The 15,571-nt window shown below is 42.9% G+C and carries 9 protein-coding genes; 3 read left to right on the forward strand and 6 right to left on the reverse strand.

The annotated features are described in order from the left end of the window. Positions 1-72 precede the first annotated feature (72 nt). The 5 genes from FTU92_RS08595 to FTU92_RS08615 all read right to left on the reverse strand — a co-directional run bounded on the left by FTU92_RS08595 (position 73) and on the right by FTU92_RS08615 (position 5,517). Complete coding sequence (locus tag FTU92_RS08595) at positions 73-1,152, reverse strand: patatin-like phospholipase family protein (RefSeq protein ID WP_131261096.1); 1,080 nt, start codon at positions 1,150-1,152, stop codon at positions 73-75. Between the two features lie 207 nt (positions 1,153-1,359). Further along, entirely contained in the window at positions 1,360-2,979 is a 1,620-nt protein-coding gene (locus FTU92_RS08600) for an AarF/ABC1/UbiB kinase family protein (RefSeq protein WP_096901336.1), read from the reverse strand. Positions 2,980-2,992: 13 nt separating this feature from the next. Further along, positions 2,993-3,688: an SCP2 domain-containing protein gene (locus tag FTU92_RS08605; protein WP_004975904.1), complete on the reverse strand. Its 696-nt coding sequence runs from the start codon at positions 3,686-3,688 to the stop codon at positions 2,993-2,995. Positions 3,689-3,699: 11 nt separating this feature from the next. Further along, the gene (gene ubiE / locus FTU92_RS08610; RefSeq protein ID WP_004975907.1) at positions 3,700-4,644 is read right to left on the reverse strand and encodes a bifunctional demethylmenaquinone methyltransferase/2-methoxy-6-polyprenyl-1,4-benzoquinol methylase UbiE; all 945 of its coding nucleotides are present in this window, start codon (positions 4,642-4,644) and stop codon (positions 3,700-3,702) included. Positions 4,645-4,812: 168 nt separating this feature from the next. Continuing rightward, positions 4,813-5,517 (reverse strand): hypothetical protein, encoded by a 705-nt coding sequence (locus FTU92_RS08615; RefSeq protein ID WP_004975910.1) that lies wholly within the window; start codon positions 5,515-5,517, stop codon positions 4,813-4,815. Between the two features lie 246 nt (positions 5,518-5,763). On the opposite strand from FTU92_RS08615, the gene FTU92_RS08620 reads away from it, so the two are divergent. Continuing rightward, positions 5,764-7,182, forward strand: coding sequence for a phosphate--AMP phosphotransferase (locus FTU92_RS08620; RefSeq protein ID WP_104852966.1), 1,419 nt, complete (start codon positions 5,764-5,766; stop codon positions 7,180-7,182). A 65-nt stretch (positions 7,183-7,247) separates the two neighbouring features. Here FTU92_RS08620 and FTU92_RS08625 read toward each other — a convergent pair whose 3' ends face one another. After that, a complete protein-coding gene (locus tag FTU92_RS08625; protein ID WP_004975913.1) occupies positions 7,248-7,757 on the reverse strand; it encodes a hypothetical protein in 510 nt (169 codons plus the stop codon). A gap of 236 nt (positions 7,758-7,993) precedes the next feature. On the opposite strand from FTU92_RS08625, the gene FTU92_RS08630 reads away from it, so the two are divergent. Both FTU92_RS08630 and FTU92_RS08635 read left to right on the forward strand, forming a co-directional pair. Then, complete coding sequence (locus tag FTU92_RS08630) at positions 7,994-11,734, forward strand: exodeoxyribonuclease V subunit gamma (protein ID WP_180096093.1); 3,741 nt, start codon at positions 7,994-7,996, stop codon at positions 11,732-11,734. Continuing rightward, on the forward strand, positions 11,731-15,498 hold the full coding sequence (locus FTU92_RS08635) for a UvrD-helicase domain-containing protein (RefSeq protein WP_228258770.1): 3,768 nt from the start codon (positions 11,731-11,733) through the stop codon (positions 15,496-15,498). The genes FTU92_RS08630 and FTU92_RS08635 overlap by 4 nt, the downstream gene beginning before the upstream one ends. Positions 15,499-15,571: the final 73 nt, after the last annotated feature.

Genomic DNA, 15,571 nt, shown 5'->3' on the forward strand with positions numbered 1-15,571 from the left:
GATTTTGCATCGTCCCTATAGTGTACGTGATTCAGGACAATTTACCTAAATTATCTTGCCAGATTTGTACTGTCAAAGCGTTTGCATAAATTGAGGGAAGTTTTGTTTTTCCACCATTTCCAGAAATTCATCGCCCAAACGCTGACTTTCTGCCACCGATTGTTTCCATAAGCGAATGCGCTGTGCCTGATCTAAACCTTTTAAGGTGAAGTCTTTACGATCGGGCAAACGGCCTAAAGGCAAGCTGCTTAAATATTCTGCCGAAGGTGATAGCAAGAGTGTCCGGGCCTGATTTTCAGGATTGGCTTTACGATGCTTCAACATTTTATCAAACCAGCCAGGGGTAATGCTGTCGGTAAAGTGTGGGTACAGCACAATGCCCTGACTTTGGTAAGGTAAATCTAGATGGTAGTCAATTAAGCCACCATCCCGATAACTGCCCACGGGCGCATCAGGAATGTCACGAATAGCAGACATCACCCCGGGAATAGACGCTGAGGCGAGCAGCCACGGTGCGACATTCTGCTCATTCAGGGCTTGGTAATGGGTGACAAAATCATCCTCTACCATAAACTGCTGACCTTGCGCAGGTTGGCTGATGACGCGTTGCATAAATAAGCGGTTATGTTTGCGCGCAATGGCATTGCTACCAATAATTCCAGCCACAGATGCTAGCAAAGGCAAGGCTTGGTCACTTTGGAAAATATGTTGAGCTTTGACGGAAATGACCGTGAGGTGATAGTCAGGATGCTGAATCAGTTGTTGTTGCTGTCCCTGAATCAGTTCAAACAGCATATTTTGACAAATCTCAGCGACTTCTTGGCGCGACATTTTTTTATGAAAATACAAGTTGGTATATAAATCGGACAGGCGTTCAGTGCCTTGTTTTGCGCCCCACGCCAAAATACTGGCAAAGCGCCAACTGCCAATTGAAGAACCGACCACAGTACGACGCTTTGGGGCTTGGGCAAAAAACTCGCCAAAAATAGCTTGGTCTAAGCCTTGAATGCCAATACCTTTGGGGCCGCCTGCTGCACCTGGAATAATATCGACGTGTTGGGCATGTAAGCCTTCTTGTTCAATCAGTTGGCGTGCCAGATGTCCTGCGCGAATACTGAGTGCAGGGGCACGTTTATGCAAAAGCTGAGTCATGCTTGATCTATAACGCTACAAATGTGCATTAATTGTAGGCGTGGTGATTTTTGCAACAATGGCGAGAGGCATCATTTGGTGACTGATGAGTCATGCGGTAGTTTTTAGGATGAGTTAGAGAAAATCAGCGTGATAAAAAAGCCTGCTTTAAAACAGGCTTTCTAATTTTTTTATCGTCTAATCAGTTTGTTATCAAGCAATGTGGCTTTATTTAGCTATACGCCAAATCGCCAAGAAACTTGCCAACGCGATTAAAACAATAGAGACATACCACGGTGCAATAATCGCAATGGAGAGGAAAATGGCCATAATGCTGCCAAAAATCCAGCTGCGTTTTTGCTGATGTTCCATTTGTAGACGCATGCTTTGTAATTCATGCAATTGTTTGGAATGCCAAGCCGATTGGTTTTTTAAACCATTTAAACTGTCAATCATTAAACTTGGTAAGTCTTGCGCACCCAGTAACAGGTCGGGAATTTGCTGCCCAATTTCTTTGACATTTTTGACTGGATTCATATTGGCTTTAATCCAATCCGTTAAAATTGGTTTTGCCAGTTTCCAGATATCCAGTTCTGGATATAAGTCTGTGCCCAAGCCTTCAACATGCACCAATGTTTTCAGGAGTAGCATCAATTGCGGTGGAATTTCCAAATGGAAACGACGTGCAATATCCATGACCTGAATCAGAATGCCTGCAAAGTCCAATTCGTGCATCGGTTTAGACACCATTGGCCCGACAGTACGGCGCATTTCACGGGCGAGAGCATCTTGATCTGTGCCCGGTGGAATCCAGCCAGCTTGGTGTACCACTTGAATCAGCTGCATAAAGTTGCTGTTCATCACCGCCAGCAACATACGTGCTACGGTCATTTGGTCATGCTTGGACAGCTCGCCCATAATCGCACAATCTAGCGCAATAAAACGCGGATTATTCGGATTGATGGTTTCCACAAAGACGTTGCCAGGATGCATATCGGCATGGAAAAAGTTGTCACGGAACACTTGGGTAAAGAAAATCGTGAGGCCTTTTTCTGCCAAATCGGCACGATTCATCCCCAAACGATCAAAGGTTGCCGTGTCGGAAATTGGCACACCTGTAATGCGCTCTGCCACCATCACATCTTTACTGTCCATATAGACTTCAGGCACGTACATCATGCTTGAGCCTGTAAAGTAGTGACGCATGCGGCGGGTGTTATCCGCTTCTAAGGTCAAATCCAGTTCGTTGAGAATAATTTGACGATAGTCCTGAATAATTTCAGATAAATGTAGAGCGCGTGCCGCTTCCAGACGTTTTTCCAGTGCTGCACCGAGCCATTCCAGAATTTCAAAATCTTGTAGAATTTGCTGGCGAATATCGGGACGGGTGACTTTAACGACGACTTCACGACCATCATGCAAGGCAGCGGTATGGACTTGCGCAATGGAGGCTGCTGCTAAAGGTTGCTCATCAAAACGGGCAAACAGGGTGTTGATGTCTGCCTTGAGCGATTGCTGAATTCGCATTTGTGCCACGTCAGAACCGAATGGTTTGACACGGTCTTGTAGCAACACCAATTGCTGTAAAACTTCAGGCGGAATCAGGTCACGACGCGTAGACAGCAATTGCCCAAGTTTAATTGCCAATGGTCCCATTTCTTCTAAAGCTTCTTTGAGCTTCAGCGGGTTTTTACGTTCTTTACTTGACCAAGCCGCAGGGTGCATGCGAATAAAACTGAGCGCATGACGTGCCTTTTCTGGTAGTTCTTCCGCAGGAAACAACGTGTCGAGTCTATAGTGCGCGGCAATGCGCCAAAGTTCGAGTAAACGTGAAACGTGCGGAATCATAAAGACTTATTCCCTAGGGTTGAGTGGAGTTTAAGGTGTCAGAAGCGGTATCTGGCTGTGCATCAAGCTGCGCTTGTAGCTGTTGAATTTTGGCTTCGGCGCGGTCTAAATTTTGTTGAAAAATGCGCGTGTCTTGTTGTAAGTCATCCATTTGCCAGCGTGGGGCAAATAGACCACTGTCTTCTTTTAGGGCATCTTCAGCAAAGAACAAATGGCTGTGTAGACTGCGTTTTAAATGCTTGGGTGCAAGCTGAATTTTGCCAACTTCATGAGCCAAAGCAGGACCAATCCAAGGGCTTAAATGTGCGGCCAAGTCTAGTTCAGCCTGCTGCATAATGCGCTGAATATCTTGTAAAAGATGATAGTCACCTTGTAGGGGAATATTGCCCACTTCATCGGATAGCAACAGTTTGAGCAATTGCACCACATTTTTAACATGCAAAGTGGTCGTTGCGGGGCTGATATTTTGCGCTTGATCAAACGGGCGTTGCTCAAAAATAGAAGGCTGCTCGCTGTGACCTGTTGCAGTAGGTTCTAAACGAACTTTGTTGTCATCAAAAAAGACATCTACAGAAAGCTGTGGCGAATCGAGCACCACACGCAACATTTTGCCGTGTAGTTGGTTGAGCTGGATGCGAGTAATCGCATCCAAATCAATAACATGATGAATCAGTTTCTCAACTGCACCAAGGGCGAGAATTGACCACATTGCGGTACGCCTTAGAGTTTAAAACCACGGTGAACGGCAACAATACCACCAGTCAGGTTGTGGTAATCACAGTTTTGGAAGCCTGCCTGTTCCATCATGCCTTTTAAAGTGCGTTGATCTGGGTGCATACGAATAGATTCAGCCAAGTATTTGTAGCTTTCTGAGTCGTTTGCGACAATTTTACCCATCAATGGCAATGCTGTGAATGAATATAAATCGTAGAGTTTTGAGAACGGTTCAAATACTGGTTTTGAAAATTCTAAAATCAATAAACGACCACCCGGCTTGAGTACGCGGTACATCGCTGCCAAAGCTGCATCTTTATCGGTCACGTTACGTAAACCAAATGAAATAGTCAGTAAGTCAAAGCTGTTGTCTTCAAATGGTTCTAAAGTTTCGGCATTCGCCAACACGAAATCGACATTGGTACAGCCTGCATCAATTAGACGGTCACGGCCAACATTCAGCATAGATTCGTTAATATCTGACAGTACCACATGACCTGTAGGGCCAACTTCACGGCTAAAGACTTTGGCTAAGTCACCCGTACCGCCTGCAATGTCCAGTACGCGTTGACCACGACGTACACCTGACATATTAATCGCAAAGCGTTTCCATAAGCGGTGAATACCAAATGACATTAAGTCGTTCATAATGTCGTATTTGCTTGCAACCGAGTGGAAGACTTCTGCGACTTTCTGGGCTTTATCTTCACTGCTGACGGTTTGGTAGCCGAAGTGTGTGGTTGCACCGACATTGCCTGTGTTGGCACCGCGCGGCAAATTATATTTTGGCACTGAACCCGTAACAGGTGTATCCGTTAATTTTTGTTCTAAAGATTGTTGCTGACCTTGTGGAGCGCCTTGCGGTAGAGGTTCGGTTAAGAATGGACTCACTTTGTCTGTTGGTTGTGCCGACTCGGGAGTAGCGGTAGGCGTTTGATTTTCATTCGACATTGGAGTCACTCCTCAGGATAAAAAGGCTTAAGGCTGCAGTGTATGCATGATGACAGATTCTAAGCACTTGTACAGTAATCATCATGCAATTGTTATGAATAATATACAGAAAAAACCAAAGATAGCGTAAGTGTGCTGAATAAGTGTTGGTTATTTCACACATTGGGATTATGAAAATGGATGTAAATCACCTGCATGTACTTTGGCAATAATTTCCCGTTCTGTGGTAGTAAATTGCTTCACAAATTTCTCTGCGGACTTTAATGGTTTCATGGCTAAAAAGCCATCTTGCATAAACTCATACATAATTTGAAAACTGTATTTTTGCGCCGCGCCTTTACACATTTTAAAAGCGGTATAGACCACAAAAGAGCGCATATATTTATCTAGGTTTTTACCCAGTTCATCCAACATATTTAATTGTTTTAAGCGTGCTTCGCCCTGATCGAGCTTTAAATAAGTCAGACGCATCATCTCATCATTTAAAGGCATATTTTCAGGATAGTCCTGTAGCAATTGTATCGCGACTTGTTCATCTAACTGCACTGCCAAAATCGCCAGACTTACCCCAGAAGTTCCTGTTTTTATTGCATTTTCAGGGATGATTTTTTCAGCTTTGTGTGCATATTTCAGTAGGCGAGCAATTTGACCTGCTAAAGCGTCAAAATCTGGACCGCCATATAAGCGGTTTAAAAAATATTCGGCCATCAAGACATTGTGCTTTTCGGCAAACTGTGTGGCATGGGTGCGTTGCATACGCTGTTTTTGCCATGCTTGAACATCTTGTAAGCGTTGAAAAAGCATAGGATTTTTATGATATTTAAATTGATAATACAGTTCTAACAGCTCATCTAAAGCAGCAAGTTTAGACATAGGGTGTCTCATTATTGAGTTGAATGGGCAAATCTTAATGTGAGTTTGATCTCGTCGCTATGACAAATTACACAGAATTCCAAACGGCAAAGGTCAGTGTGTGAGATTAATCTACAAAAATAAGCGAAAAGTTGTTAAAAAATGGGTCGATATTCGTATACTGATCAAAGTCTGTCGCTCATTCTAATATCGTAAATATAGATGAATGATCAGCAGAGCTTAAATAACACAACAATAGGGTAGATGATGTCACAAGCACATACTGAATTTAAACTCATGGAAGAAGAACAACTTTCAGTCGAGCTAATTGAAGCCCAATATGCTTTAAAAAACACCAAAGGTGAAAAAAATGCCAAAAGTTTGCTGATTTTAGTGAGCGGCATTGAATTGGCGGGTAAGGGTGAATCGGTTAAACAATTAAGAGAATGGGTCGATCCGCGTTATTTAAGGGTAAAAGCCGATGCGCCGCACCCGTTTAATCCCAAACAGACACTTTGGCAGCCTTATGCACGTTTTATTCCTGCCGAAGGTCAAATTATGGTGATGTTTGGCAATTGGTATAGTGACTTATTAAGCACAGCCATGCATGTGTCTAAACAAATTGATGACACCATGTTTGATAACTATGTCGAAAAAATGCGTGCCTATGAAGAAGACTTAAAAAATAACCATGTGGATGTCATTAAAATCTGGTTCGATTTATCGTGGAAATCACTACAAAAACGACTAGATGATATGGAACCGAGCGAAGTGCATTGGCATAAATTGCACGGCTTGGATTGGCGCAATAAAAAGCAATATGACAGCTTGCAAAAGCTGCGCCAACGCTTTACCGATGACTGGATTATGATTGATTGCGAAGATGAAACCATCCGCGATCAACAATTTGCACAGCATATTTTACGTGCTTTAGAGCATTGTCCTGTGCATCCGACCAGTTCGGGCATCACTTGGCAAGCTGCAGAAATTCCAGAAGTTTTGCTTAATCCTGTATCTGAATCGGTCAATGAGGATGACTATAAAGCAGAGTTAAAGAAACTCACGAAAAAAGTGGCAGATGCACTGCGTTTAGATAACCGTAATGTCAGCATTGTTTTTGAAGGAATGGACGCAGCAGGCAAAGGCGGCGCGATTAAACGGATTGTAAAAAAACTGGATCCGCGTGAATACGAAATTTACACTATTAGTGCACCTGAAGCCTTTGAAATCAGTCGTCCTTATTTGTGGCGTTTTTGGACGAAAATTCTGCCTGAAGAAAAAATCAATATTTTTGACCGTTCTTGGTATGGTCGGGTATTGGTAGAACGTGTAGAAGGTTTGATTAGCCCACTGGAATGGCAGCGTTCTTATGACGAAATCAACCGTTTTGAAAAAGACTTAAATGATCATCAAACTGTCGTCATCAAATTTTGGTTAGCCATTAGTAAAGATGAGCAGGAGCTGCGTTTTAAAGCACGTCAGGAAACCGCACATAAGCGTTTTAAAATTACAGATGAAGACTGGCGCAACCGTAGCCGTTGGGATGATTATTTGGTGGCAGCGGCAGATATGCTGCAACGTACCAGTACCGAATATGCACCGTGGCACATCATTCCGAGTAATGACAAAAATGCAGCACGTTTGGAAATTTTAAGAACCATCTTGAAACAACTCAAGGCAGAATAATCTGCCTCGAGGATGCAAAGACTGCGTGTTAAGTTAGCTGAATTTGAGTCTGTTTAGTTTAAAAATTAAGCATTCACAACTTTGGCTTGTTTAAGCTGAATGCTTTTTGCCAGTTTATAGCTTTCTTCAACATGCGTTTCGGCAATTTTTTTCATAATAAAATAACCCAAACCTGCTGCCACCATTTGTCCACCCAATGGAATAAACTTGGTGACTTGTTTGGTGATGTACTTGGCTGCGACATTATTCAGGGATTTTTTTACTGCAGTACGCGCCACGACTAAGCCTGAAAATTCCACACCGCGTTTACGCAATTCGCTCCAGTGGACTTTTCGGGTTTCAGGATCATACACGCTGACTTGCTCAGGAGATAAGCCAAAACGTGCATTAATTTCTGGAATCAGTTGCGACAAGATGCCCACATCAATGACAACGTCTAAGAACGGCACAGGAATGACGGCTGCACCTGCAGAAAAATAGGCACGTTTTTTGACCAGTTCTAGGCATTCTGCACGAATCATTTCCAAGTCTAGGCTTGGATCAATACTGTCTGGAATTGTCTCTCTTTTTATCATAAGTACAACCTTAAAATGGCGGATAATCGTATGCTGTTTGGTAAATTAAACCACTTTATTCAAAGCACTTTTTGAATAAAGTAGGCAATAAAAGTATGCTTGTAAAGTGGCATACACCGTTGTAAGTGTATAGCCAATAATCTTTATTCTTTTGTTGTGCTTGAGGCAAATGATAGATCAACGGCCTTCTAGTACATTTAATACATTCTTATTCAAAATAAATTAAAGGATACCTTATGGCGATTCATGTCATACAAAGCCAACGTATAGAAGTTTTAGTCAATGAAATGCTGAAAACCATACGTCAACCGACATCGAATCCGCTTCAGGTGCTACAAACCCAGCATTTTATTGTGCCTTCAGTGGCAGTAGAAAAGTGGCTGACGGAAAAAATAGCCGAGCAAAAAGGCATTAGTGCCAATACTGAATTTCATCATCGTATTCGTGCCTTTCAATGGGCCGCTTATCAGGCAGTTTTAGACGATAAAGATCGGGTGCGTCAGGCAAATATTCCGCGTATTGTGATGCAATGGCGTGTGTTTTATGACTTACAACCGTGGATACAACACGAACAAAACCCACTTCCTGCCGAGCATGCTTTACATCGTTTGATTCAGCGAATTTATGACAGCGCAGAGCAATTGTCACAGGGTTTAGAAAAGCAGCTCAAAAAGCAAAACATGCTGTATTGGGTAGCAGATAAAGTTTCACGTTTATTTAGCAATTACATGGTTTATCGTGGTTTTTGCCAAAAAGGCTGCGAGGGTGTCTGCCAATGTCAAAGCAATTGGTTAGCGGTTTGGGGACAGCAGAAACGCCTGAACTTAAAGCAGCAAATTTATATCCCTAAAAACTTTGAGAGCGAAGAAGAAAAACAAGCGGCATTGGAAATAGCCGCATTTACTCAAGAGCAAGCCGAAGAATTAGAGCAATGGCAAAGTTGGTTGTGGTTGCATATTTTTCATGCAGATTTTGAAAAAATGCAGGAGATTGATCTGCAATTTTGGCAAGCTTTGGGCGAGCCTGAAAATCCAAATTCGTGTATTAACAAATTACCCAAACAGTTGGTGATTTTTACCTTATTGGATTTGCCGCCAAGTCAGTTGCTGTTTATCCGCCGTTTGGCGCAGTATATGGATATTTTTATTCTGCATTACAACCCATCGCAAGAATATTGGGCAGACATGGTCGATCCTAAGTGGAAATTAAACATGGATGCGCGAATCAAAAGTCGCTTTATTCGCGAGATGGAAAGTCAAAATAAAACTGTAAGCGATGATGATATTGCTGCGTATATCAAAAAATATAATGGTGAATTTAATGCCGATATGCGCGAGTCACATCATCCCTTGCTGACACGCTTTGGTAAGCAGGCACGCGATCACTTTTCTTTATTGGCGGCGTTGTCGAGTGGTGATGAAGGCGAGTGGTATGATCTTTTCCCTGAAGAAGAGCCGCAACATTTACTTGGCAAAATTCAATCGGATGTATTGAATTTGGTTGAGCCAGTCGCGCAGGCGTATGACTTAGACCCTGCCGATGAGTCATTGCAAATTCATGTGTGTCATTCAAGTTTACGTCAGCTTGAGGTACTTAAAGATCGTTTAATTGCATGGCTAGGACAAGATGACAGCCGCCAAGCCAGTGATATTTTGGTGTTGAGTCCGAAACTCAAAGAACAAGAATCTTTAATTCGCAGCGTATTTGCTGCACCGCCAAGTGAACGTGATCTCTATCAGAAAGGACAACAAAAATCACAGCAGAATCAAGCCGCTTTAGGGCATCAACTCAGTCAAGATAGTGTGTATTTGCCTATTCAAATTGCAGGCATCAGCTCTTTAGACATTCATAATGCTTGGCGTGCGGTGGTTGGGCGTATAGCGCTAGTACAAGGACGTTTTAGCTTTGAGGAGTTTGGCGACTGGTTGAGTTTAGCTGCCACACAACAGCGTTATGCCTTGAATTTAAACAATATTGAGCGCATGAATGAGTTGTTGGCCAATGCAGGTTTTAAACGTGGTTTAGATGCCGAGCATTTAAAACGCAGCCTGAGTGCAGATGATCAAGATTATCGGTTCAGCTTAAAGTTTGCTTTAGATCGTTTGGCTTTGGGCGTTGCAGTGCCAGAGCATTGCGTGGTTCAGCACACTTTAAGTTATGCCGATGTGCAAAGTAGCGATTTTGAATTGATTTTTAAACTGGTTCAAATTTATCAGGATTTTGCACAGCGCCGTGATTGGCTAATTCAGCATGAATTGGGGCAAGCCAAAACGGTGGAATATTGGCTTAAACAACTGATGCAAGACCTGAGTGAGTTTCAGGATGCAGGAGTAGATGTGTTGGCATCGGTGTTTAGTTTGGTGCAAAAACATGACCGTATGCTGACCTTAGCCAGTTATTTTGATGTGCAGTCGGGTCAAGATTTGCGTCATTTAAGCTTACCGCTGGATTATATTCTGCAAGAAATTTCAGCCCAGCTCGAAACCCAACTCGAACAAGCCAGTCCATCGGGCGCCATTACCTTTAGCCAAATTGGTGCAATTCGTCCACTGCCGTATAAGCTGATTGTGATGCTGAATTTGGACAATGGCGTGTTCCCAAGTCGTGACCAGCAATTGGCTTTTGATTTGATGCAATTATTAAAACCACAACTGGGAGATCGTTCACGCATTGAGGATGATCAAGGGGCATTTTTAGATAGTTTATTGTTGGCGCAAGACAGTGTTTGGTTATTTTATAACGGTTTTGATGTCAGCGATGGTGAGGTACGTGATCCATCCGTGCTGGTGCAGGAATTTGTGCAGCATTTGGAATTGATTGTGAAACATCCCGATGAAGCTAGCGATTCACGCTTAAATTTGAATGGTGTCGAGATTCCCGCACAATTGAAATCTCTTTATCACTTACATAGTTTGCAACCTTTTGATCAACTGCGTTTTGCCGAAAGCCGTGAAGTTCGCTTTAAAGATCAATGGTATCGGGTTGCCAAACAAATGCAGCAAGAAACCACACCACGCGAAGCATGGTTTGGTGAATATCCATTATTGCCACAAGACGTGGTGGTACTCGACAGTATGCAATGGATTCGAGATGTATGTTTCCCTGCACGTGCCTATTTAAAAGCGATTGGAGTCGAAAATTTACAATCCGACACTGCTGCAATGAACCACGAGCCGCTGATTTTAAATGGCTTGGAAAAATATAGTGTGCGTGATTTTTTACTGCAACATGGCGAGCAAGATGCAGAAAGCTTGTTGCAAGATACCTTGCCTGTGGGTAAAACCTTAAATGCCACGTTTCAAACGGGACTGCAAGAACAGCAATATTTACGTGACACACTCCAGCAATTTGCAGACGAGGCAACCACAACAACGCAACAGCTTTGGAAAATGAATCCGCATCTGCATATCCGTATTCAAGTGCCTGAACAGCCGACAAAGCTTTGGTGTAGCGTGGTGGCAGCGAGTGCCAGACCAAGAAAATATGCCGAAGTGTGGTTGGAATATTTGTTTTGGGTGGCCTATCAGAACACAGAACATCAAGATTTAGAGCGGATTGTGGTGTGTAAAGATGCGGTGATTCATTTTGCCAATATCAATGCACAGCAAGCACACGAGTATTTAGCCCAGTGGTTTGAGTTCTGGAAACACGCACAGCAATATCCTGTGTTATTGCCTGCGGCTTTAGTTTTAAAAATGAAAGATAAAAAAGAATTTGAAATCCAATGGGATGAAGCTCAGTCCGATCAGGTTTTGAACATGGAAAGCTTCGTAAAACATTGGCATGACGGTGCTAGGAGGAGCTTTATTGATGAAAGTGAGAAAAATCACCCAGACTGGTCATTTATTTTTCAAGACAGTGAAACTGAACCGTTGTTGATTGAGGCATTTCAGCAATATAGCCATCGACTGTATCAGCCCATCATTGAAAATTATGAATCTGCGAAAAATCTTCAAAAACAAGGGGAATCTGCGTGAACTCATCTAGCCCATTCCCAATTTGTTATGACCCAATTCATGAGATGCAATTTAAAGGCTTGCATTGGATTGAAGCATCGGCAGGTACAGGAAAAACCTATACTTTATCTAGTTTGATGGTGCGGATTTTCCTGAAAGATTATTTGCCTAATCAAGTGATTGCGACCACATTTACCCGTGCCGCCGCAGCCGAGCTAAAAAGTCGTATTCGTGCACGCTTGCTTGAAACCCAACAATATATCGACCAGTGTTTAAATCAGTCTTTAGATCAACGCGCCCTTGCAGAGAAAATTGCACAACTACAAGATCCTTTACTCAAAAATGTTCTGCAGGAATATCGCTTAAAACTGGACTATGCCAGTTCACGTTTGAACTTGGTGATTGCACAACTCGATGAATTATTTGTCGGAACGCTGGATAGCTTTAGCCAAAAATTATTGCGTGAATTTTCCTTTGAAAGCGGCAAAATTGAGCGCGCCAATATTACCGACCAAGCATCGGTCTATACTGAACAATTGCTGCATGATGTGCTGCGTGAATGGATTCAAGCACAGCCTCAGCATGTTGTGGACTATATGCTGTTATGTGGGCGGTTGAAATCTGCAGCAGACTATGAGGGGTTGGTCAATACCAGTTTGAATTTTGCATCGGCAGAGATTCAGGGCATAGATCAGGGACAATTGGATGTACAAGATTTAGCAGAGGCGTTGCAGAATTTAGCCAGTATCACCATCCCGCAAATTGAAGAATTAAAAGAATATTATGATGGTGAATATAGTTTTAATTTTTCCCATTATGTCGCGGGGAGTGACAAGAAGGGGTTGCAGCCACTATTTACAGAAGCTTTGCCAAAACTGATTGAAAAAATTAAGCATAATCCTTTAGAACATTATTTTAATTCACACCTTGCTGAATTGTTTAATGCGGTCTTTGCACTATATTTGAATCAAGACGGTAAGCTCAGAAAATCTATTTTTAACAAAGCGAAAGCGCCATGTACGCAAGAGGTGCAAGATGCTTTTTTTGATCATCCTGTAATCCGAAAAATTAAAGCAGTTGTGGATGCCAAACTTAATTTTGAGCGTCAAATTGAATTGGTGGAGACCAATTTAAAATTCTATTTGGTACAACACGTCAAACAGCGTTTACCGCAACTTTTACAGCAAAAAGGGGAAACCACTTTTTCCCAACAAATTCGCAGTTTAGCTGAAGCTTTGCAGGGCGAACGTGGGCAGCGTTTTGCACAGTTTGTGCATACGCGTTATCCACTGATTTTGGTGGATGAATTTCAGGATACCAACCAAGATCAAGATGACATGCTGGCACAAATTTGGCGCAATCCAAAGTGGTATGCGCGTGGTTGTATGATTATGGTGGGCGATCCTAAGCAGGCGATTTATGGTTTCCGCGGTGGTGATATGCTGACCTATAACAATGCCCGCGATGATGTGCTGAAAAAACAAGGTCGCATTTACTCGCTCAGACAAAATCATCGTTCAGTGAAAGAGCTGGTCAGTGTGGTGGATGAGTTATTTCAACGCCAACCCGCTTTTGGTGAAAAAGTGATTTATGATCCTGTCATTGCAGGTTCACGTCCTCATCCTGCCTTAATGGATCGGCAACAGGTCAATCCCGCACCGCTGCGTTGGGTAACGGTGGAACATGATCAGGATGAGTCCATTCAAATTGCACGAAAAATTCGCGAGTTATTAAATCAAGGCATTGCAGGCGATTTATATTTTGATCACTCTTCAGGCAAAGTCGCTTTACAAGCCGATGATATTGCCATTTTATCGACCAGTCATCAAAAGCTTGATCAAGCCCAATACGAGCTTGAACGGATTGGAATTCAGGTCAATAGAAGTAGCCAGCGCAGTGTTTTTACAGGCTTTTTGGCCAAAGATGTGGCAGCAATTTTAACTGCAATTTTACATCCTTATGATGAAGCCAAGGTCAAGCGCGCCTTACTGACACGTTTATTGGGTTATAACCTGCAACAGTTGATTGAACTTGAGCAACAAGGTTTAGGTCAGTTTATTTATGACTTCGACTGCATTCGTGAAATGTGGGTCAATAAAGGCTTTTTAACCGCATGGAATTACTGCCTAAACTTATTTAAAGTTTGGGAAAATTTGGTGGCGAAACGCAGTTTTGACAATGAACGGCATGTGGTGAATTTACGTCATTTGACTGAATTGCTGAGTCGTCAAAGTGAACGCCATCAAGGGGCTTACATGCTGTATTACTGGTATTTACAGCAAGTTGAATCACCTGCCAAACGCGATTGGGAAATTGAGAGGAAACTTTCTAATGCGGCAGGGGTGAAACTGATGACCATTCACCAGTCCAAAGGCTTAGAGTTTAAAGTGGTCTTTTTGATGTCGGCAGATCAGCCGCCCAAATCTGACAAGTCTGCTTTGGTGTTTGCAACGCAGGAAGCGCAAGGCATTGAGCAACGTGTCATTGCTATTAAACATAAAGACATAGATGCCACAGCAACGCAGCAGCACAGTGAGCGCCGTTTGGCAGAGTTGAATCGGCTTTGGTATGTGGCACTCACCCGCGCCAGTTATCGGGTCTATGCGATGCTAAAACAGCCTACGCCTGCAAAAGAAGGTAAAAAAGAGGCTGCACCAAAATCTGCTGGTTTAAATGTTTGGCGTTTACAAGCGCCAAGTTCAGCAGAAATTGCAGCAGCGTGGAGCTGTGATGAAGCACCTCTGACACAATTGGCGGCAGCATTACAACTCGAACAAGTGCAAGAAATTAAGATTGAAGCCGCAGATTTTCCGCAGCGTCGTTTTTATCCACGGACCAAAACCAGTTTTAGTGGCTTGGCACAACATTTACCTGCCGCCATGCGTAGCGATACTTTGGCATTGGCAAGCGAGGAGCAGGCTGCCGCTGCCGATGAAATCAATCAGGAACCTGTCGAAGCGGAACAGGAAATTGTACAGGTGGCTCAACCGATTGCATGGATCAAAGCTAATTTTCAGCGTGGTACTCAAGCGGGGAGTTTTTTACATAAACTCTTTGAATACATCGACTTTAAAGCCAGTTATAACGACATTTTAGAAGAAGTCAAACGTCGTTTTCATAACGACAAAGAGTTTAATTCCGATGTGTTATTGGCAGACTTGATGGCAAAACTCGACACTGCCAAAGGCAGCGCGACTGTGCAGGAAGCAGATATTTTTGCGCACATGACCGAGTGGCTGAAGGATGTGTTGAATACTCCTTTGCACGATACTTTCCAGCTTTCCGCCTTATCTACTGCACATTATTTATCAGAGTTTCCATTCTATTTGGCGTTGGCAGATCAGCGCTTATTTATTCAAGCAATTCAGCAATTGTTTGAAGATGCGGGACATCCTATTCAAGATTTAAATGAAGCCGCTACTGCGCGTTATCTGACAGGCTCAATTGACTTGGTTTATTTTGATGGGCAGTGTTATCACATTGCCGACTATAAGAGTAATTATTTGGGTGCCGATCAGCGCGATTATGAAAAAACCAACCTTGAACACAACATGACCCAATCGAGTTATTGGTTACAAGCGGCCTTGTATTTGGTGGCGTTGCACCGTTATTTGGGCAGTCGTTTGCAAGATTATGATATTCGGCAACATTTGGGTGGAGCCAGTTATTTGTATTTGCGTGGTATGCAGGGGCAAGCAGGGCAAGGGGTTTGTCATTGGCGGCCAGATGCGGAATTTATTCTGCAACTAGATCAAATATTGGGTTACTTTGAACTTAAAAAATAACGCTAAGTCAGCTTATCGACTTAATAAAACAATTGCTTATCCTGTGGATAACTTTGAGGATAACTGTGTGGAA

Source organism: Acinetobacter sp. YH12205, assembly GCF_013418125.1.
In the GTDB taxonomy this organism is placed as follows: Bacteria; Pseudomonadota; Gammaproteobacteria; order Pseudomonadales; family Moraxellaceae; genus Acinetobacter; species Acinetobacter towneri.